Source organism: Candidatus Eremiobacterota bacterium, assembly GCA_031082125.1.
Taxonomy (GTDB): Bacteria; Vulcanimicrobiota; CADAWZ01; order CADAWZ01; family Ess09-12; genus Ess09-12.
The window spans coordinates 176959-197834 of the sequence record JAVHLM010000011.1 but is presented as its reverse complement, the minus strand read 5'-3'; the positions used below and the strand labels follow the sequence as shown (position 1 = coordinate 197834).

Below are 20876 nucleotides of genomic sequence, written 5' to 3'. Positions count from 1 at the left end.
TTGTGTCCACAATCTCCCACAGGCATTTTCATTGCGAGTTATGCAGGGCTCTCCAACATCTGGTTTGACATTCCCGGGAGTTCATGGTATTATAATCGTGGTTTTTCACGAAGGTTGGATTATAATGATAAGTATAAGAAAGGCCCGCATTGAAAAGCGAGGCCTTTATTTTTACTCGGGAGCATACCAGACGGCATCATTATGCTTGAGGCATACTGTGCGTCAGTAAATAAGAGGGAGTCATATGATAAGAGAGATTTGGAAAAGGATTGAAAAAAACTGCCAGAAGGTCGCCGAGGAGGGAGCCCTCATCAGGGAGGGCGAGGAGTTCAGGCTTACCGACGACCAGCAGGAAGCCCTGGCTGCCCTGAATGCAGGCATCAAGCAGGGGAAGAGGCGCCTCATTCTCAAGGCGCCTACCGGTTCGGGCAAGACAGAGGTCATGATGCGCCTTGGTGTGATGCAGCATATTGCCACTTCGAGGCCCGTGATCATCATTGCCCCCACAAGGGACCTGTGCCGCCAGCACAGCGAGTACCTCATGACCCGTCTCAGTGGGACGCCTCTTGAGAATATTTCCCTCATCACCGGGGGAATAGAGCCCAGGAAAAGGGATAAGGCCCTCAGGGAAGGCCTCGATGGCAAGGCGGCCTTTATCATTACCAGCGCAATGGTGATAGACAGCCCCCGTTACAGCCATCTTCTCGACTCGGCAAGCCTCCTGGTCGTCGATGATGTGAACGCTTTCAACGAGTATGATCATCTGCGCCATTTGAAGAAATACCGGGGCCTTATACTTTACATGAGCGCCACACCTGAAGCGGTGGCGTCATTTCTCAAGTCTGACGGTGCATGGGAGAACCTGGTCGAGATGGAGGAAAAGCCTTTTGACACCACGCCTACTGTCGTGGAAACCGAGGACGTGGGAAACAGCAGCCCTGTGCTGCAGCTTATCCGGGCAAGCGACAGGCTCCGTGAGCATATTGAGCGCGGAAGCAGGATATACATCGTCACCCGGCTGAAAAGGGAAGTCTCAGTGATCGCAGAATATCTGAAGCGCCAATATTCCGTGCCGGTCTTTTCCCTCCACGGCGACATGGCCGATTCTCAGGAGCATCAGCGGAGAGCCCGTCTGAAGCGTGGAGCAATCAAGACCAAGCTTCACCGGATCCCCATGATGAATGAATTCAGAAACTCGTGCCCCTCGATTCTGGTTTCCACCAATCTCATAGGCTCCGGCATCGACATACCCCTGGCTGATTTTATCGTCATCACTGACAGCCACTCTTTCTCTCCCTCGGAGAAGGAGCAGCTCATCGGCAGGGTGGGCCGGAGAGAGCGTGACTCCGAGGCCCTGCTTCTTGAGGGGGACAGCCCCGCAAAGGAAAAGGAGCTCAAGCGCCTTGTCAAGTTCTCCACACGCTGCCAGAGCAACGGGAAAATGGTCTACAGCTTCGCTCCCCACCACAGGAAAAGGGGAAGGCGCTGAGAAGCGCCTATGAGGTCTCTCACGCCGGGGCTACTGCAGGGATATGCCGCACCTGGCGCAGAGCCGCGAGATGGGCTTGAGAGGCATCCTGCAGAGGGGACACAGGGAAAGGGAGGCCTGGGTGATGCCGCGCTCCCTGTCGGCCCGGCGGGTCCCGCAGTTGCTGCAGGAATGGGAATCTGTCCCTATGACCATGCCGCACACATGGCACCGGGGAAGGGCCGGGCCTGCATCTTTCACATGGCAGAGGGGGATGCCGCAATGCTCACAGAACCGTGCATGGCAGCTCACCCCCGCCGCGCAGGAAGGGCATTTGAGAAGCACTTTCTTTGAAGGCTGCGAGGCCTGCGGCTTCATCCTGCTTCTTCTGAGGAGGATGAAAAGGGACCAGACGATCATCAGGGTAGGAACGGCTATAAGGGCAATGAATAGAAAGATCTTTTCAGCGAGCTTTTCTCCCGCGGCGGGGAGGGGCTCTTTGTCAGGCAGGCTTTTCGTAATGACGGATTTTCCTGCCTGCTGCGGGGCCGTTCCCCTGTCGCTTCCCGGGTGCCTCAGGAGGGCAGCCCCTGAGTGATGGGTGAGTATGGTGAATATCATTGGCGCCATAACTGCGATGATGAGAAAAAAAATGGGGAGATGCTTCAAGAATCTGCTGTTCACCAGGGATATCCTCTTTTCCCGTAAATTGAGCCCCGTATCTTGCCGGCCCCTACCATTATAGCATGGGATGGGCCTCTCTTCAATACCGCAGGAAGGGGAGCCCTGGAGAAAGAATCTTTTTATCAGAAATACCAGAGATTCCCCGACTCCCGAATGCTGCCCGCAGGTCCTGTATTCCTGTGGCGGGCGGGCCAGGGGCACTACAGGAAAGGAAGGAAGCGTTATGCACGAGGTCATTGAAAGCGGCCAGGGCCCTCTTTTCGCAGAGCCCGACGCAGATAAGGCCAGGGAGTTTTTTCGAAAGAAAAAGCGGTCCCTTTACCACAAGGTGATGTCCGTCAAAGAGGCGGTGTCGCTCTTTGTCCATGACGGCGACTATCTCGCCATCGGTGGTTTTGGCGCTAACAGGATCCCTACGGCTGTCTGTCATGAAATAGTGAGGCAGGGGAGGAAGAATATGGGCTTCGCCGGCCACACTTCGACCCATGATTTCCAGATACTCTCGGCAGGCGAGGTTTTCAACCGCTGTGATATCGCCTATATTGTGGGCCTCGAGGCCAGGGGGCTTTCACCCAATGCAAGGCGCTACATGGCAAGCGGCAAGGTGCAGTGCTGCGAGTGGACCAATTACTCCCTGGCCCTCCGCTTCAAAGCTGCCGCGATGGGAGTCTCCTTTCTCCCTGCCCGGGTGATGATGGGAACTGATACCTTCAAGCACAGCGCCTCGAAAGTGATAAAATGCCCCTTCACGGGACAGCTTTATGTGCTCTGCCCCGCATTGTGGCCTGATGTGGCCGCGATCCATGTCCATGAGGCCGATGTGTATGGAAATGCAAGGTTCAAGGGCATATCGGTAGCTGATATTGAGCTTGCCAGGGCGGCAAAGCACCTGATCATCACATGCGAGCGCCTTGTTCCCAATGAGGAGATAAGGCGCGATCCCACCCTCACCACTATTCCTTTCTACCTTGTCGATGCCGTCTGTGAAGTGCCCTACGGGAGCTACCCCGGGAATATGCCCTACGAGTATTTTTCCGATGAGGACCATATCGCGCTTTGGCTCAGCACGGAAAAGGACGAGGCCCGGTTCGCAGAGTTCCTCGGAAAGCATATCCTCAAGACCAGAGATTTCAACGAGTATCTCGAGGTATGCGGCGGCATCAAAAGGCTGCAGGAGATCCGCCGCGAGGAGTTCCTTATCGAATCGCCGCAAAGGAGTGAGTGACATGACAGAATATAACACCATGGAAATGATGATTGTAGCCGCTTCACGGTTCCTTGATGACGGGGCCACCGTGGGAGTCGGCACGGGCGCTCCCTGCGCCGCTGCAATGCTTGCCCAGCACATCCATTCGCCTTCCCTTGTGGTGATGTTCGAGGCGGGGGGGATCTCTCCCGTGCTGCCCACGATGCCTATCTCGGTGGGCGATTCAAGGACCTTCCACAAGGCCATCATGGCGAGCGGCATGTGCGAGATAATGGAGACATGCCAGAGGGGGCTCGTGGATTATACCTTCCTGGGCGGCGCGCAGATAGATATGTACGGCAACCTCAACTCCACTGTCATCGGGGACTGGAACAGGCCCAAGGTGCGCTTCCCCGGATCGGGTGGCGCCAATGATTTCGCCTCCTTCTGCTGGAAGGTCATGGTGATTACCCCGCAGGACAGCAGGAGATTTGTAAAGCGCGTCGATTTCATCACCACGCCGGGCTTCCTCGACGGGCCGGGCGCAAGGGAAAAGGCAGGTCTCCCCGCAGGGACGGGCCCTCACAAGGTAATCACCGACATGGCGGTGATGGGCTATGATGAAGAGACCAAGAGGATGCGCGTCGAGATGATTCATCCTGGCTGTACCTTTGAAAATGTCCAGGAAAACACGGGATTCGAGCTCCTCAAGGCCTCCGATATCAGTCAGACGCCTGCTCCCACTGCGGAAGAGCTTGAAGTCCTGAGAACCAAAATCGATCCCAAGAGATACATCATTGGAAGGTAATCCAGGGCATTGACCCAGGGGGAAGTGAGGGATCATCAGCGCGGGAGAAGGGGTGCCTGTCAAAAAATGCAGGAGAGAGAGCGCGTCGGGGAAGAGCAGCCGCAGGGCTGTCACGTGGTTTTTCTGCGCCGCCCTGCTGCTTCTGTTGCTTGACAATCTCCAGAGCCCTTCGCATCAATTCAGCGCAAGGGCGGGTGTGGCGGTCATCGAATTATACCAGGACTCTGTCTCCCGCGGGATATACGAGGCCCATGGCATAAGGATATGCCGTTATACCCCTTCCTGCAGCGAATATACCAGGCAGTCAATACAAAAGCACGGCTTTTTGCGCGGTACTGCCCGGGGAGCCTGGCGCATCATGAGATGCAATCCCTGGTCCCCGGGGGGCATCGATCTTCCCTGACAGACGGCAGCCTCTTTATTTTGAGTGGCTCTGCGTGCGCCTCCTGTCAAGATTCTTGGGCTCTATGATAATATCATCCCCTGACATGAGGGTGATGATGCCCTCCTTGGACTTGTGAATCTCATCAATAACCCCTGTGAAGTTGCCATTGCTGTAAGTGTAGTCTTCAGGCTCGGGGTAAGACACGATAAGCCCCTCGTAATTCCTGAGGATGACCCTGTTATGTCCATGGGATATGACGTAATTGGGCATGACGGGGATCTTGCCGCCGCCGCCCGGCGCATCGACGACGTAAGTGGGGACGCCTATCCCTGAAGTGTGGCCCCGCAGGGACTCCATGATCTGGATGCCCACGCTTACTGGAGTCCTGAAGTGGCTGATTCCCTTGGAGAGGTCGCACTGGTAAATGTAATAGGGCCTTACCCTGTTTTTCAGCAGAAGATGGATGAGCTTTTTCATCACGTCGGCATTGTCATTGATGCCCCTCAGCAGCACGGACTGGTTCCCGAGGGGGATCCCTGCGTCGGCGAGCCTTGCCAGGGCCGCCTGTGAATCGGCGGTGAATTCCTGGGGGTGGTTGAAATGGGTGTTCACGTAAATGGGATGGTATTTCTTGAGCATGCTCACCAGCTCGTTGTCAATGCGCATGGGAAGCACCACGGGTGCGCGGCTCCCGATGCGGATAATCTCCACGTGGGGGATGTCCCTGATAAGCTGGATTATCTGCTCGAGCCTCGAGGTGGCCATCACGAGGGGATCACCGCCCGAGATAAGGACGTCTCTTATGGCGGGAGTCTTCCTGATATAATCGATGGCGCTGCGGATCTGATCCATCGGCAGCGTTCTGTCCTTTTCGCCGGCCATGCGGCGCCTGGTGCAGTGGCGGCAGTACATTGAGCACATGTCGGTCACCAGCAGCAGGACCCTGTCGGGGTACCGGTAGGTAAGGCCCGGCACCGGTGAATCCACATCCTCCTCAAGAGGATCCTGGCGATCATGGGGATTCACGTGAAGCTCCCTGATGGTGGGAATGGCCTGCTTCCTTATGGGATCATATGGATTTCTGAGATCGATAAGGCTGAAATAATAGGGGGTGATAGTCATCCTGAGGGTTCTTAGGGCATGCATGAGGCCCTCCTCCTCCTCCTTCTTGAGCCTGATGAGCTCGCTGAGCTGCTTCATGGTCGTGATCCGGTTCGCAAGCTGCCATTTCCAGTCGTACCAATCCTTGTCGGTGATGTGCTGCCACGGTTTGTACTGAGTATGATGAGTCTGCATGATGGTATCCCTTTCCTTTAGTGCTGTTTTTATTTTGAGAATTTTTCCTGGAAAATCTGCCTGAGCACCGGGTATTTTCTCACGATGTCGAGGGAGATGTCGGCATGATCCCTGCAATAGCCGTTTCCGATGATCATGTCCACGTCGTAGCCTATGCCCTCGGCACCAAGGGCCGCCTTGGTAAAGCTGGTGGCCATCGAGAAGAAATAGACAGTGCCTCTGTCCCTGCTGGCAAGTATCGAAGTCATCTCGGTGTCGGGCACGTTCACGCAGTTGATGACAAGGTCCGCCATTTTGCCGTCGGTGAGCCTGTGGAGCTCATTGTAGACTTCCAGGGCATTGGTGGCGTTCGCCTTGAAGAGGACATCGGCCATGGCAAGCTTTTCAGCCGTTTTTACCGAGCGCTCGCTGTGGACCATCCCGATAATCTTACCCTCTTTCCCCATTATATCCCGCGCCATGGCCGTGCAGAGAAGGCCGGACTTCCCGCCGGCGCCCAGTATGAATATGGTCTGTCCCTTCTTTGCGAGCCTTTTGACCTGGGCAGGGGCCCCTGCCACGTCCAGGATCGAGAGGGCCAGCGTCTCCGACATGTCATCGGGGAGCTTTGCATAGACGCCGCTCTCAAAGAGCACGGCCTGCCCTTCAATTTCCACCTGGTCCTGATCCAGCAGCACTTTCTTGATCCTGTGAATCTTGAGTGGGGTGAGGGAGAGCGATACGAGGGTCGCTATCTTGTCTCCCTCATGGAGTGTGATCTTTCCCTTGAGGTCGGCCCCTATCTTTGCTACCCTGGCAATGAGCATGCCCCCCGAGCCAGTAACAGGATTGTGCATTTTTCCCCTGGCCGCCACGATTGAGAGCACCCTGTCGGCCACTTTCTGCTCATCCCTGCCCACCTCCTCTACAATCTGGTGGAACGAGGCCGAGTCAATATTAAGGCGTATCACGTCCAGCAGGATCTCGTTGTCCTTTATCTCCATGGTGTTATCAATTCTCTGGGCCGGCTGGGGGAGAACCCCCTGAGGTTCAATCACCCGGTGGGAGCCGAATCTGCATCCTTTCATTATGCCTCCTTATAGTGGGAAAATCTTTTACCTTGGTCAGCAGAACATATAGCTTTCGGACAAGCTCCGCTAAAATCCTTTTAAAAAGGAGGGACAGGCACTCAAACAGGAACAGGAACCGGGAGTTTAGAATACTCATGAGAAACGGAGCAACCGGGGATCAGGAGAAAAAAGATGACACAGCAGGAGATTGAAGCCGTTATCAGGCGGCAGCGGTCGTTCTTTGAATCGGGAAAGACCGGGGAGTATCAGTTCAGGCACGAGAGGCTGAAAGCCCTCAGGGAGCTTGTGACCCGCCACGAGAACGAGATATACGAGGCCCTCAGGGCCGATCTCGGCAGGCCGCAGAGCGAGACGTTTTTCGGCGAGCTGCTCTTCGTGCAGGGTGAGATTGAGAATGCCCTCACCTGCCTGCATTCCTGGATGAAGCCGAAAGCCGTGGGAACGCCCCTTCTTCTCTCACCCGGCTCCAGCTCGCTCCACAGCGAGCCCTACGGAGTAACCCTGATCATAGGGCCCTGGAACTATCCCTTTCAGCTCATGATGGCGCCCCTCGTAGGGGCTGTAGCTGCGGGAAACTGCGTGGTGCTGAAGCCTTCGGAGATATCATCCCATACCTCGTCGCTTTTAGCCCGCCTTATCCCCCGGTATTTTGAGCCCGGCTATATAGATGTCGTTGAAGGCGGCGTCGAGGAGTCCGGGTATCTCCTTCAGGAGCGCCTTGACTACCTGTTTTATACGGGAAATCCCGCCGTGGGGCGAATAGTGATGGAGGCGGCGGCAAGGCACCTCACGCCCCTCACCCTTGAGCTGGGGGGGAAGAGCCCCTGTATCTTCTACAGAAACTTTCATTTTGAAGCAGCCGTGAAGAGGATCGTCTGGGGTAAGTTCTTCAATGCCGGCCAGACCTGCGTGGCACCTGATTACCTGCTGCTTTACGATGGCATAGCGGACGAGATCATCAAGCTGATACAAAAGACCGTTGCGGACTTTTTCGGCGACGACCCGAAGAAATCCCCCGACTATTCAAGAATCATCAATGAAAGGCATTTCAAGCGTCTCACGGCCCTTATGGAAGAGGGCCGCATTATCACCGGGGGCGCGGCGGATGCGGCGACGCGCTATATTGCGCCTACTGTTATTGACGAGGTGACGTGGGACAGTAAAATCATGGAGGAGGAAATCTTCGGGCCGCTGCTTCCGGTGATCTATTTTGACAACCTGGATAAGGTGCTTGCCGAGATAAGAAAAAGGCCCAAGCCCCTCGCTCTTTACCTTTTCAGCGAAGACAGGGAGACCCAGCGGAAGGTTATCAGGGGCACCTCTTCAGGGGGCATGTGCATAAACGACACGCTGGTGCACATAAGCACCAGGGAGCTTCCCTTCGGTGGAGTGGGGCAGAGCGGGATGGGGGCCTATCATGGGAAATATACCTTTGACACCTTCTCCCACAGGAAAAGCGTGATGGAGCGCTCGCTGCTTCTCGATCCCTCCTTCAGGTATCCCCCTTATCCCGCCATGAGCCCGGCATTTCGAAAAATTCTGGGCTTTCTCGGGTAAGCTGCCAGGGAGCAGGGAAAATCCGAATTGACTGCAGGCTTCAATGAGTTTATCAGAGCAAGGAATGAGAGGAAAGGAAAAACAGAATATGTCAGAAAGAATTGATTTCAAGGCCGATGATCCCACCATGGTGGATTTTCTGCTGAGCACCCCGTTCTTCAATGGCCTGGAGCGGGAGCAGATGGAGAAATTTGCCGCCCACCTCTACCGCGAGAAATACTCCGCAGGCGAGTATGTGTACCAGCAGGGAGAAAAGGCGAAGTGCGCCTATGTGGTGGAAAAGGGAATCTTCGCCTATGAGATGTTCGGGCGAATCACCACGACCTTTGATAAAGGCGAGCTATTCGGCCTCCTGCCCCTCTTTGAGGAAAAGAATGTCAAGGGGATCCTGAAAGCCCTGGAAGAGAGCGTGGTAATCTGCATTGAATATGATCTCATCACTCGTGACGATATCCTCTCATCGAAAGCCATGCTGAGCATTTACCGCGAATTCAGCAAGCACATCGCCACATATCTCCAAGAAGAAGCAGATCTTTACCGGTTCATGGATGTCCTTATCATAGAGGACGGCGGATGCGCCCCCGGCAAGAACCCCATTATCGCCTTTCTCACCGAAGCCCTGGAAAAGGCGGGAAGGCAGGTCTTTATCACTGCCGAGGGCTACCGCTCGCTGGTGAGCGGGAAGGATGAGGACTTCCGCTGCCTCATCAATAATCCCAAGATTTTCAACCTCTTTGACCACATTCCCGGCGTGATCTTCACACCGCCGCTCCGCGATGCCCGCGGGGCGAATTTCAGGTCCGAGCGCTTCCCGGAGTTCAGGGAGGTAGCCAACCAGAAAAAGGCCGTGGAAAACGCCCTGAGCCGCCATGTGAAGATCGTTATCGGCGTGGGCGGGAACGGCACTTTCGGCGGGCTCAAGGCCTTTGCATCACATCTGCCTGACCATGTCCAGGTGTTCTTCGTGCCGGTCACCATCGACAGCGATGTCCATGGGACCGAGACAATCGGCCAGCATACCGGCGTGGAAGCGGGCTCGGAAAAGGTGCGCTGCTACATGGCCGACGCGCGGACTCATCACCGCTGCTATATCGTTGAGATGATGGGCGCCATGGGCGGCTTTCACGCCCTCAACTCCTGTATCGGCGCCGGCGCACACCTGGCTGTGCTCCCGGGCCTTGAGTATGACATTCCCCGCATAGCAAAGGCCCTCGAGGAAAAAGAATCGGCAGTGATTGTCGTGGCCGAAGGCTACAGGAAAGAGGAGAGGAAGGAGAAGAACTTCTGCGGCAACGCAGCCGAGTATTTCAGGGATATGCTGCTCGCTGCGGGCCTCAAGACCAGAATGAAGATATACTGCGAGCCCTTCTCCAGGGACATCAGGGGAGCGAGCCCCAACAATATCGATATCGCCCTGACCCAGAGGATGGCGAAAAAAGTGGTGGAGCTCGCCTCACAGGGCAGGTCCAGGGTGATGCCCGCCATCAGGGGGATCCAGACAAGCTCCATACCTTTTGAGGAGATCACCACGGACAACTCAGTAGGTGAAGAACTCGCGAAAATTGCCAACAGGCTGTATTAGAGGCGTTTGCTCATGCGGGCCCTGGCCCTGTCCATGATAAACCTTCTCCTGTAGGTATGGAAGGCGGCATCAGCCACCTGGCGGGTGAGGGCGAAGTTCGCGGCTCCGCCGAGAATTCCCCCGGCGAGCATGAATATGTTTCTCAGCCTTCTCCTGGAGAAGGCCGCGGCAATCTTTTCCGAGACGGCCTCAAAGCCCGTTATTGCGCCTTTTGCCTTAAGGGTGTTAAGGGATACTCCCCCGCTTATGGCTTTGTGGAGGGTGTAAAGCTCTCCTATGGCCTCCTTCCTCGCCGAGTCCTCGGGAGTGTGGCCCAGCTCCAGGATTTTCATCACGTAGAGCTTCTCCTCGGGGCTGTTGATGAAGTAGCCGAAACAGAGGCCCGTTTCCTGAATGACTCTGAAAAGCATCGTGTAGAGCATCGGGATGTCAATGAGCATGCCTGTGATGCCGAGAGCTCCTGACATCACCCCCTCCACGGTGGCAAAGGCCGTGTTGAAGAGTATGCATTCCCTTGCCGCCCTGTCGAAGCATGCCAGGGGGGTGTACAGCTCGGCGCCGTCACCTGAAGCGGGCATGGAGCAGGCAATGGCCTTGATCTTGTTCTCAATGGAATCAGGTATGACAGTCATCCCTGCGTAGTCCCTGAGGGACGTGAGGGCTTCCTTCACCGCAGCGGCGACCTTGTCGGCAAGATCCGGCGAGAGCTTCCTTGCCTCGTTGATAAGGGGCACCGTCAATGATTTCATGAGGGAAAGCTGCGAGGGGGGCCTCTCTTCCCACTGCTGGATCTCGCCGTACGCCTTTTTCTCGTCATCGTCCAGAAAATCGGCCCAGTCGATGAAATAATCCCTGTTCATAGGCATCTCCTTTTCACATATATCAAGGGCATGTCTTACCACATCATTATACCATATTTTCCTCCCTTCCTGCCAAATAAAGGGGCCCACCGCACCAAGAGAGAACTAATAGGAAAAATCCCCGGCCAGAGAAAAACAATGGATTTCAAGCTGGAAGAAAAAGCAGAGGGTATATTCCTTGCAGGTCGTTTCAGCACCTGGAAGGTAGGTGCCTGGCTCCTTCAGGCAGGTGGTGAGTGCGCGGTCTTTGAAATGCCTCCTCCCACGACAGGGGCCGAGCACCCGGCAATGGTGGTGAAAAAGGCTCTCGAGAAGAGGCGCTGGAAATGCCGTTACCTCTTTTTCTCCCATCCCCACTGGGATCATACCGCCTCGATCCATGAGTACAGGCAGGCCTTTCCAGAGGCTCTTTTTGTGGTCCATTACTCGGCCCCTCTCTTTTTCAAGATGTCTGAATATTACTGGACCAGGGGCCACCTTGCGCCGAAAAGAAGCCCCTGGGCGGAGGTGAAGGAGAAGAGCGGCAAGGAATGGTTTCTCTCCAGCTTCAACGAGATTTTCTTCTCTGATATCCTGGAGCTCACCCTCGGCGGTGAGCCTCTCTTTCTTATTTACGGCCCCAAGCATTCTCTTGGCGATGTTCACTGTGTTTTCAGGGGAGTATGGTGCTCAGGCGACTGGTGGCTCTTTGAGGGTGATCCCTGCCAGGACAGGGCCGCAAGCAGCAAGGCAGAGGAGTCCATCACGAGGCTGAAGAGCTTTTCCCTCGAGAGGAGCTATTTAATCCATACCATATTTTCCGCCCATGCAGACAACCTTCTCTACGGCGTGAACCTTGATCATGTGCTGGAGAGAACCCTTGCCTATCACAGGGATTACGAGAAAAAGGCCTCCGACGGGCTTGACTGGAAAAATTTCACCATCCGTACCCTTTATGCCTATTTTTTCCCTGCCTTCACGCTCCCTGCCGAAAAAAAACCGTAGCAAAGTTATTAATGGGAAGAATTCTCAATAGTTCTTTTGGCGGCTTCACTATAGTTCATGTGCAGGTATTACAATTCAGCTCAATACGTTACAATAGAAGAGGGGGAAACAACAAGAAAGGGTGATTATATGTGGCCAATACTGAAACGGCAGAAGGAGACTGCCCCGGTGAAAGCTCAGGCCTCCTCGCATGATACGGACAGGAGAAAGCTCAAGCGCATCAAGATGCTTCTGATAGTGAGCTGCCAGAGCCAGGAGCACCAGGATCCCTTCCAGCTTATGACGGAAAATGTCAACGTGCACGGGATAAAATTTGTCTCCTCGAAAAAGCTCTTCGCAGGCGAGATTATCGCGATGAAGGTCCTGCTCCATTCGCATTTCCCGACGATTTCTGCCAAGGGCCGTGTCGTATGGTGCGACAGGAAGATGATGTACGGCAAGTCCTTCTATGAGGGCGGAATCGAGATTATTTCCATGAGCGATGAGGACACGAGGTTCTTCGAGAAATTCATCGACAAGTACCGTCTCGATGAGTTTGATCCCAAGAACAAACTGTTCTGAGCAGCAGGCATACCTCATGACAGAGTTCCCTCTGTCGCCCGGAGCATCCACGCGGTGCCCCGGGTTTTTTTATGAAGTGATGGTTTACTCACCACCGGCCCTGTGGTATAATGGTGCTTAAAGGGCAGGGGGGAGCGGAAGAATGTTTGAAAGCATCGGTGTTATTGTCGCCGGCGTCATCGGAGTCATTGCGGTACTCTACCTCGTCATCTTCATGATAGCCCCCAAAACCGAGATAAAGAGGGTCGTTGACGAGCCCGTCTCAAAGCTCCCCCTTCCCGAGCTGAACCCCAGGGCGAAGAAGATCGTCGAGCACACCCTCGGCTATTTTTACCGCAAGGAAAAGATTGACCTCAGGAAATACCCCCTGGGCCTCAGGCGCCTCCACGATGCCGCCCTCAAGGCCGAGAAGGAGCTCGAGGCGAGTGAGTCGTACCTGCTCAGGATCCCCACAATCACCACCGACGACTACGGCGGGACCAACCTGGAGATCACCATCTACAGGGACCTCCTCGACGGAGGGCGCAAGAAAAGATAAAGGGGCAGCACCTTTGCGGCCGCCGCCCCTTCGAGGCTTTCAGCTGTCTTTCCCCTCAGGCCGTTACTTCGCTCTCTTCTTTATCACCTCTTCAAGCGGCGTGTCCTTCAGAAGCTGGGCGAAGACCTCGGCGATGCTCTTGCCTCCGAGTATCGCAAGCGGGGCCATGGTGTCGGCCATCTTTTCCGCGAGGCTCTTGTCTGCAAAGGACTGCAGGGCGGCGATGAAATCAGGCGATACGGCCGCTGCCTTATCGACTACTGCCTTCACCTGGGCGCCGAGCTCCTCAATGCGCTGCTTGAGGGCTTCCTGCGCAAACTCCATTTCCTGCTCCTTATGCTTCCTCTCCCTGTCAAGCTCTGCTTCGGCGATGTCGCTGAGCCTGCCCTGCTGCTCAAGCTGCGAGGCGAGGCGCAGGTTGGCGGCATCAACCTCGCTTTTTATTTTCGAGAGGCTCAGTTCAAGAGTTTTCTCCACTTCCGCTATCTCAAGCGTGATATGCTTCAGCATCGTCTCGGACTGGGCGGCGCTTATCTGCTGCTTTATCTCCTCGAGCCTCCTGGTCATCTCCAGGTTCTTCTGCTCCTTGGTGATACTGATGGTCTGCTGGGCCACCGAGTGCTGCGCCTCCATGAGAAGGCCCGCTATCACCTCGTCGCCGATTCCAACTCCCAGGACTTCCACGTCATAGATGCGCATGCCGTTCTCGTCAAAGCGCTTCCCCGGGCGCTTCGACTCCTCGCCGGCAGTCCCGAGAATGGTATCCCTTATTATCTTGATCGAATTTGCATAGAACTCCTCGATGCCATAGTGCTTTATGGCATTGCGCAGAACGGATCGCATGTGCTCGGTGAGGAACTTCACGTAATCCTCCACGTCGAACCATTTCACGGGGTCTCCTTCAAAATTGACGCGGTATGAGATCTGGATGCTCACCTGGCAGAGGTCCTGGGTTTCGGCGTTGACGATATCGGAGACCTTGTTGTTGAGGACCCTCAGGTACACTGTCCTGATGACGTTGTCGTCGCTCTTGGGAGTGCCCGTGGAGAGCTTCATGGCCTCGAGCATCTCATCAAATTCAAGGATATGGGTCTGGGGGCCGACTACGACCTTGCGCTCTCCTGTCCTGTTCACCACCATGATGGCATAGCCGGTCCACACGTTGATCGAGACAGCGCCCTCATACTTGGTGTCCATGGTGATGGTCCTGGGCGGCGTGAATCCCTGTTTCCTGTTGAAGTCATCGCCCGCGAAGCTGTCCGGGGCTTCCTCAGCCTCGCTCCTTCCTCTTGAAAGAGGCTTGCGCCCTTTGTCGGCTCCCTGGCCCGCCATCTCCTTCTTTACCTGCGTGGTGTCAATGAAGTCGCTCCTGGTGATCCTCTTGAGATCCATGAGCTTCAGGTTGTATTCCAGGGCTTCCTGGTTGCCGGGATAATAGAGCTGCACGATCTTGGGCTCCAGGATCCGCTGGATGTTCACCTCTTTGCGGGGATCGGGCAGGAACATGCAGGGGCCCCTTTTCAGGCTGATCTCCCCCGAGACCCTGTTGAGGACATACCGGGCTTCACCCGTGGGGATTGCTGCGGCAAAGTGGATCTCCTGGTCGCCGTACTTGATGATGGCATGCTCGGGCCTCGGGAAGTAGATCATCTGGTCCTTGCCTGTGATGAAAAGCTCGTCTCCCACCTTGTATTCCGTGCCCTTTTCATCCCTGTAGGGTGCTATCACCTTGATGTAGAGGCCGCTTATCTCGTTCAGCTCAATGGCTTTGAACTTCCTGGCCCCGCTCTTCTCGACGAACCGCTCCGTGGGCCTCGGGAATACCACGGCAGGGCCTTCGATGAAGCGCTTGTTGCCGTCCTCGTCCAGGAGGATACAGTATTCAAGCCGTTCCAGGGTGACAGCCTCTCTCACGTAGTTCCCGTTTTCATCCCTTACCACCTCAATGCCCGTGGGAGGGATATAGAAAGAGACATCCGTTCCTTTCACCACGAGGAGCTTGCCGATGGTGAGATCGGGTATCTCCACATCGGGCTTCACCGTGGTGCCGCCTGCCGGCTTGCCGGAATCATCGGCTTTTCCCTTGTCTATATCAGGTGCCCCCGCGGGAGAGGCTTTCTGGGGCTTGATGACTGCCTTGGCCCAGTTATCTCTCGCCGCTTCCTCGTTGTAAACCCTGATCACGAGATAGTGGTTTGAGCGCAGGTGATGCCCCTGGATGACATGGGCCACCTGGCCGGGCCACAGAGGGAAGGTGACGGGACCGGGAATGTTCACCTTTCTTCCCGGCGCAAGCCTCGGAAGGCTCGCGGGGCCGCTTTTGGGATGCTCTTCATCTCCTTCCTTCACCGGGTTTTCAAGCACTATGTACCACCCCTCCTCGGCGAAGGGGAACTGAGTGATCGCCTCTTCAAGGCTGCATCTCTTGAACTTCCGTGACAGCTCCTCGAAAATGACGGGCCTGTCGGTGTTGGCAAGGCTTGTTTTGAAGGGGCCCACGTAAGCAATCACATGGCCCTTGGTCTCATCGAGGATAAAGGCATATTCATTCGGGGCAAGCACCAAATCTCTCTCTCGCGTATTCTCTGACATTGTATTCCTTTCTTCCCTCTGGATTCTTTCTGGTCTTGCACTCATTGTAGCAAATCTGCGGAACAAGTCTGTGATATTCATCACATCTGAGGAATACCCTCAACCGGTGCACTCAGTCCTTTGAACTACCGGAATAGTTCATACAGTACGGTAAAAATAGGTCTTATGAGGGAGGATCTGCCAGCGCTGCTGCATTACAATGGAAACAGGGGAATGCATTTTACGCGGCGGCTTTATCTGAAGTTCTGATGAAGGCCATGCCGCGGTAAGAGAACCAGGGAAAGGGGCGAATCAATGGGTACTGCAAAATATGGCGGAATACCCGATGCAAAAAGCGTCTTTTCGGGAACAGAGCGCAGAAAAGCCAGCCGATTCAAAATGGTGCTCTCCCTGGAATGCTCCAGCCCTCGGAGTGAGTCAGTCTTTGAGGTGAAATCAGAGAACGTGAGCACCGCGGGGCTGAACTTTATTTCTCACCACATGCTGATCGCTGATGAGATTCTTACTATCAGGATAGCGCTCCACCCTGCGCTTTTATCGCTCGAGGTAACCGGGCGCGTGGTGTGGTGCGATGAAAGGCACTCGGCGGCCGGGCTTCATTATGAAGGCGGGATAGAGTTCGTCAACATCAGTGACAAGGACGCTAAAAAGCTGGAGTTTTTCATTGACCGCTATTATCTCATCGGCCACTGAACAGTTGATTTCCCGGTGCCTTCCCCGGCAGAAAGAGGCCTCCCCCTGCGCAGAAAGCTAGTGCAGGCAGCGGTGCTCATCGCATGCTTCATCGTTTTCATCTTTACTTATCCGCGCCTCCTGGGAGGATACCAGCTTGAGAGCAGAAAGCCTCTCCTGCATTTCTCACAGGGGGCGATGGGCCGCAGGGTCGAGCTTTCCATGCTGAGCTGGCTGAGTGCCCTGCTCTTCGCAATGCTGCCGGCTATATCTCCTTTTTCTGGGCCTTGCACTGCGGGCCATTATCTGTTAAGATTGGATCCTGATAAGAAACCGGAGCATGGTGATTCCCATGATAAAAAGGATTGCCCTTGTCGAGCCTGATACCGATATCCCCAATATTTACAAGCTGATTGGAATTCCGCGGCTTGGCCTTCCCGTGCTGGGGAACCTGCTCGAGCATGAGGGATATGAAGTTGACATATTCAGCGACAAGATAAGAAAGCCCTCGATGGGTGAGCTTGAGGGCTATGACCTCCTGGGAATCTCCATATTGACAAACTCATCGCATCAGGGCTACCGGTATGCAGATGCCCTGAAAAAGCGCGGGAAAACCGTCATCATGGGAGGGCCCCACGCCACCTTTCAGCCCGACGAGGCGCTCGGCCACTGTGATTATGTCGCCCGGGGCGAGGCGGAGAAGACATTCCTGGAGCTTCTCGCCGCTCTCAATGCAGGCAGCGGCGTGGAGGGAATAAAGGGGCTCTCCTACAGAAAGGATGGGGCCATAGTCCACAATGAGGACCGGGAGATTAGTGATGAATTTATCAATGTCCCCGCCACCTTCTCCAGGGTCAAGGGGATAGAAGCCTATAAGAACGGACTGGGAAGCAGGTTCTTCTATACTCCCATGGTCTATACCTCCCGTGGATGCCCATTCAACTGCAGATACTGCACGGTGATCAAGCTTGCGGGAAGGAAGCTGCGCTACCGGGATCTTGACTGCTGCATCGACGACATCAGAAATGCTCTCAAGGGCATAAAAGAGAGAAAATCCATAATGATCATCGATGACAATTTCACCGTTGACATGGACCGCGCAAAAGAGCTCCTGAGGAAGATGATCAGGCTGGGGAAGCCCCGTCATGTCCTTTATAACATGCAGCTCAGAGTTGAGACTTTCAAGGATGAGGAGTTCCTCTCCCTTATCAACGAGGCAGGCTTCGGGCTCCTCCATGTGGGCTTCGAGTCCATCAGCAGAGGCTCACTGAAGGAATGGAAGAAGAACATATCTGTCGAGCAGATCCGGTTTGCCGTGGAGCAGGCAAGAAAGCACGGTCTCAAGGTGAACGGGATGTTCATTGTCGGATCGGACTCCGATACGGAAGAGACGGTGGCAGAAACCGTTGACCACGCCATTGAGCTTGGCATGGCCGTCATGCAGCTTTTCATACTCTGCCCCCTGCCGGGATCGGAGGTATTTACTCAGTGCGTCGAGGAAAACCGGATCTTTACCTATGACTGGAGATATTACGACTGTCATCATTCTGTCTTCTTTCCCATGCATATGCGGCCAAGCGTTCTCCAGAGAGCGGTGCAGAGAGCCAACAAGAAATTTTACAGCTTCAAGAGAATGTTTCTGGAGAGAACCTACGGGAACAGGATCACCTGCGGCCTGGCGCTCAGGCAGGCTGAAAAATATCACCGGGACTATATCAGGAAGCTTGAGGCCTTTGAAGAACCTTTTTATGGAAATAACGGAACACTTTTAAAGGAAAAGCTTGGGGAGAACAGGCCTGAAGAACGCCTTCTTTAGAAGAGCCGCTTTCTGACAGGCCGCTGAAGCCATGACACAGGTGCCGCTGTCCATGTGCCGGGAAAAAGGTCTTCGCATTTCAAGAAAAATTTACATTGCAGTAATACAATGGCAATATGGAGGCCTTATAATAATATAAAAGATAACTGAACGAAAAGACAGGGACATTGGGCAGGAGAGCCAGGGAAACGTGAATCTACTGGTTTTTTTATTTTTCAGGCGGTGATTCAATGAGCTCCATAGGTGAAGGACAGAGGGTGCCCGGCCACCAGGGCACAATACCGGCTATCACGAGCCACAGGGCTTATGAGAAAAGGCCTGGTGCACCGTCACAGGCTCCCGGCGAAGAGGCGGGCAGCGGCTGCAATGGAAAGGAAGAATTCACGCCAAGCGGCGAGGTGGGGAGGGGGAGCGTTCCTGAAGGCCCGGGTACGGCATTCAAGCCGGGATCGTTTTCCGCTGAGAAATTCAAGGCACTCTGGCGCATGGCGGGTGGCACCGGCAGGGAACAGCAGCAGAGCTCTTCAGCAAAGACCACTGATTTCCACAGCGGCCCAGGAGCAACGGCAGGCACCGATGGCTCTCCTGACTTTGCCGCTCCCGCGCAGGAGCCCAATGGCACCGCGACTCCGCAGTCGCTCCTGAAAAGCGCAGTCCCGGGGGCCATTGCTCAGGCAGTAAGCTCCCACAATATGAGAAGGAATGATCTTGCTCCCAGGATAGAGGCGGGCTCCAACGGCACCCTCCTGATGCTGGACGATGAGGAGAGCGAGTCCCGGATCAAAGATGCCGCGCCTGCACCGGCTCCCCGGCCCAGGGCAGGCCAGCCTTCCCCGGCCCCGGCAAAACAGGATGACATGCCCGCTCCCGCTCCCGTCGATCCCAAAAAGGCAGAGAGCATGAGGAAGGAATACGAGGGAGCCCGCGCAAAAGCCGATAAGGAATATAAATACGGCCTCTCAGTGGCAGAAAAGGCTTCCCAGGGCGAAGGCGTGCACATTCTCCCCGGAGGGGAGCGCGAAGAAATCAAGAAATCCGCCAAGGGCACCACGGTGATCACCACCACGTACCCTGACGGGAGGAGCAAGAAAGAGGAAGTGAGCACTGCCGCCAACGGGTCCACTGTTATCACGGCTTCACTGCCGGACGGATCCTCGAAGATGGTGCAGTTCAGCAAGGATATCCCGGGGCAGGTCCTTCTGCAGGAAAAAGCCGCTGACACCCTGGACGCCGAAGGGAAGAAGATCCCGGGAGAAATTACCTCCCTCTACCGTTATCGGGACAGGCTCCGCGTCGGTCCAGGTTTCACAGGCGCCATGGAGGGGAAAGGCCCGTCAAGAACATACCGCATGAGCGGAGAAGGTAACCTCACCTGCACTGAGGCAGTCTACGGGGGAGAGCCCGGCCTGTTCAGGAAGCTGAGCCTGTATGATTTCAAGGGAGACGGCACAGCCACCTCGATGGAGTACAGGGAGAGGATAAATGAGAAGGACGTCGAGCAGGGTAAGGCCAACGACGAGATCAGGGTGATCCGGGAGCGCGTCAATTCAAAAATGCGCGATGCCCAGGGAAGGCAGATCACGGGGGAAGGCCAGAATATAGGCTTCCTGGACGTGGACTTCGATGAGTTTGCCCAGCAGTGCGGAGGCCACTCCTTCGGCGTGTCGGGTAAGATTAATAACGCTGAGCATGGCGTGGCGCCCGGGGCCACGACAAAGGGATTCGGCCTGGAGAAAAACGGGACCGGCATGCAGCAGGCGGGACCCGACTTCTTCCCCAACCTCAACACCCTGATAAAACCCCCGGCGGGCATGAACCCCGAGGGCGAAAAGCTCGAAGATAATGCCGAATCGCTCAACAGGTTCCTTGCGAAGTCAGGGAGCTTTGACCTTCTCAACAGGCGCCTTGAGAGCCTTCTCCAGGACGTGCGGTCAGGGAAGGAGAAGATGAGCGCCCTCAACATATCCATCGGCGGCGGCGGCTCTGCAGACCTGAACACCGTGTTGCGGATAATCGGGGAGAAAAAGGAAGACGGAAGCTTCGCCTTCCCGGGCATCAGGGAGGCGGTCCTGGGCAGCGGGGGCGATAAGCTCACGGTTCGCCAGCAGATGGAAAAGATCATCGGCTACGTGGATAAGGAGCATAACAGGCCGGGGAGCGCCTTCTCCGAGTCTCTCAAGAGATACCAGGAGGTCACCCGCGGGCTCTCAGAGGCAGGGGTGAGCGTGGTAGTAGCCGCAGGGAACGGCAATGGGAATTACCGGCCTGGCGATCCAGGACCCCCGGACAGGCCGCCATGGGGCGAGGTGAAGCCCGGCACCGATCTCAATGCTCTCGCAATGAGCAATCACGTGATTGTCGTGAGCGGCTCCGACAGCTCAGGGACGGCGGGAAGCTATGGCGACGACGGCCTTGCCCATTACGGCCTTGACGGCAGCGGGGCGCCTCCGAGCGGCCAGGGCCCCGGGGGTTACAACCCCACGGTGCTTGCCCCCGGCGTGCACATCAACGCGCCGGGCGGAGCCCCGGGGAGCGGCATGGGCAGCTCTCTTGCCGCGCCTTACGTGTGCGGCGTCATAGCCCTGATGAAGCAGGTAAATCCAAGCCTCACCCCGCAGCAGATCAAGCAGATCCTGAGCGACACCGCCGTCGATATCTCAAAGCTCTCGGGGGGAAGAATCCCGGCGCACACGGCGGGAGCAGGCGTCGTTGACCCGGAGCAGGCCGTGCTCCGCGCCCGGCAGCTCGCCGTGGGAGTGAATCCATGATTTGCAGTTATAGAAGAACAATCGTCCTGCTTCTTGTCCTTTTCATCGT

The 20876-nt window shown here is 55.6% G+C and carries 17 protein-coding genes; 12 read left to right on the top strand and 5 right to left on the bottom strand.

Annotated features, from left to right (window positions below):
• Positions 1 to 244: 244 nt before the first annotated feature.
• Positions 245 to 1489, top strand: coding sequence for a helicase-related protein (locus tag RDV48_14415; protein MDQ7823990.1), 1245 nt, complete (start codon positions 245 to 247; stop codon positions 1487 to 1489).
• Positions 1490 to 1519: 30 nt separating this feature from the next.
• Here RDV48_14415 and RDV48_14410 read toward each other — a convergent pair whose 3' ends face one another.
• Complete coding sequence (locus RDV48_14410) at positions 1520 to 2152, bottom strand: hypothetical protein (protein MDQ7823989.1); 633 nt, start codon at positions 2150 to 2152, stop codon at positions 1520 to 1522.
• 223 nt (positions 2153 to 2375) lie between these two features.
• Here RDV48_14410 and RDV48_14405 point away from each other — a divergent pair, with 223 nt between their 5' ends.
• Genes RDV48_14405 through yidD form a run of 3 tightly spaced genes read left to right on the top strand, consistent with a single transcriptional unit; the run spans position 2376 to position 4549 of the window.
• On the top strand, positions 2376 to 3377 hold the full coding sequence (locus tag RDV48_14405; protein ID MDQ7823988.1) for a CoA-transferase: 1002 nt from the start codon (positions 2376 to 2378) through the stop codon (positions 3375 to 3377).
• Between the two features lies 1 nt (position 3378).
• Positions 3379 to 4146 carry a CoA-transferase gene (locus RDV48_14400; GenBank protein MDQ7823987.1) on the top strand — a complete coding sequence of 256 codons (768 nt, stop codon included), beginning with the start codon at positions 3379 to 3381 and terminating at the stop codon, positions 4144 to 4146.
• A gap of 52 nt (positions 4147 to 4198) precedes the next feature.
• Positions 4199 to 4549, top strand: a complete 351-nt coding sequence (yidD, locus tag RDV48_14395; GenBank protein MDQ7823986.1) for a membrane protein insertion efficiency factor YidD — start codon at positions 4199 to 4201, stop codon at positions 4547 to 4549.
• A gap of 15 nt (positions 4550 to 4564) precedes the next feature.
• Here the strand turns inward: yidD and ablA are convergent, their stop codons facing one another.
• Together ablA and RDV48_14385 are read right to left on the bottom strand one after the other, a co-directional pair.
• Complete coding sequence (ablA, locus tag RDV48_14390; protein MDQ7823985.1) at positions 4565 to 5827, bottom strand: lysine 2,3-aminomutase; 1263 nt, start codon at positions 5825 to 5827, stop codon at positions 4565 to 4567.
• Between the two features lie 29 nt (positions 5828 to 5856).
• Positions 5857 to 6894 carry a zinc-binding dehydrogenase gene (locus tag RDV48_14385; protein ID MDQ7823984.1) on the bottom strand — a complete coding sequence of 346 codons (1038 nt, stop codon included), beginning with the start codon at positions 6892 to 6894 and terminating at the stop codon, positions 5857 to 5859.
• Between the two features lie 174 nt (positions 6895 to 7068).
• Here RDV48_14385 and RDV48_14380 point away from each other — a divergent pair, with 174 nt between their 5' ends.
• Together RDV48_14380 and RDV48_14375 are read left to right on the top strand one after the other, a co-directional pair.
• Entirely contained in the window at positions 7069 to 8454 is a 1386-nt protein-coding gene (locus tag RDV48_14380) for an aldehyde dehydrogenase (GenBank protein ID MDQ7823983.1), read from the top strand.
• Between the two features lie 88 nt (positions 8455 to 8542).
• Positions 8543 to 10036, top strand: a complete 1494-nt coding sequence (locus RDV48_14375) for a 6-phosphofructokinase (protein MDQ7823982.1) — start codon at positions 8543 to 8545, stop codon at positions 10034 to 10036.
• On the opposite strand, the gene RDV48_14370 is transcribed toward RDV48_14375, so the two are convergent.
• Positions 10033 to 10896 carry an EcsC family protein gene (locus tag RDV48_14370; GenBank protein MDQ7823981.1) on the bottom strand — a complete coding sequence of 288 codons (864 nt, stop codon included), beginning with the start codon at positions 10894 to 10896 and terminating at the stop codon, positions 10033 to 10035. The genes RDV48_14375 and RDV48_14370 overlap by 4 nt on opposite strands.
• Before the next feature lie 138 nt (positions 10897 to 11034).
• On the opposite strand from RDV48_14370, the gene RDV48_14365 reads away from it, so the two are divergent.
• The 3 genes from RDV48_14365 (at position 11035) to RDV48_14355 (ending at position 12979) form a co-directional block, all read left to right on the top strand.
• Positions 11035 to 11880, top strand: coding sequence for an MBL fold metallo-hydrolase (locus RDV48_14365; protein ID MDQ7823980.1), 846 nt, complete (start codon positions 11035 to 11037; stop codon positions 11878 to 11880).
• 168 nt (positions 11881 to 12048) lie between these two features.
• Positions 12049 to 12441 (top strand): PilZ domain-containing protein, encoded by a 393-nt coding sequence (locus RDV48_14360; GenBank protein MDQ7823979.1) that lies wholly within the window; start codon positions 12049 to 12051, stop codon positions 12439 to 12441.
• Between the two features lie 142 nt (positions 12442 to 12583).
• Positions 12584 to 12979 carry an Hsp70 family protein gene (locus tag RDV48_14355; GenBank protein MDQ7823978.1) on the top strand — a complete coding sequence of 132 codons (396 nt, stop codon included), beginning with the start codon at positions 12584 to 12586 and terminating at the stop codon, positions 12977 to 12979.
• A 63-nt stretch (positions 12980 to 13042) separates the two neighbouring features.
• Here the strand turns inward: RDV48_14355 and RDV48_14350 are convergent, their stop codons facing one another.
• Positions 13043 to 15571 (bottom strand): SPFH domain-containing protein, encoded by a 2529-nt coding sequence (locus RDV48_14350; protein ID MDQ7823977.1) that lies wholly within the window; start codon positions 15569 to 15571, stop codon positions 13043 to 13045.
• Between the two features lie 294 nt (positions 15572 to 15865).
• On the opposite strand from RDV48_14350, the gene RDV48_14345 reads away from it, so the two are divergent.
• The 3 genes from RDV48_14345 to RDV48_14335 all read left to right on the top strand — a co-directional run bounded on the left by RDV48_14345 (position 15866) and on the right by RDV48_14335 (position 20827).
• The gene (locus RDV48_14345; GenBank protein MDQ7823976.1) at positions 15866 to 16264 is read left to right on the top strand and encodes a PilZ domain-containing protein; all 399 of its coding nucleotides are present in this window, start codon (positions 15866 to 15868) and stop codon (positions 16262 to 16264) included.
• A gap of 331 nt (positions 16265 to 16595) precedes the next feature.
• Positions 16596 to 18059 carry a radical SAM protein gene (locus tag RDV48_14340; GenBank protein ID MDQ7823975.1) on the top strand — a complete coding sequence of 488 codons (1464 nt, stop codon included), beginning with the start codon at positions 16596 to 16598 and terminating at the stop codon, positions 18057 to 18059.
• Positions 18060 to 18289: 230 nt separating this feature from the next.
• Positions 18290 to 20827 (top strand): S8 family serine peptidase, encoded by a 2538-nt coding sequence (locus RDV48_14335; protein MDQ7823974.1) that lies wholly within the window; start codon positions 18290 to 18292, stop codon positions 20825 to 20827.
• Positions 20828 to 20876 lie beyond the last annotated feature (49 nt).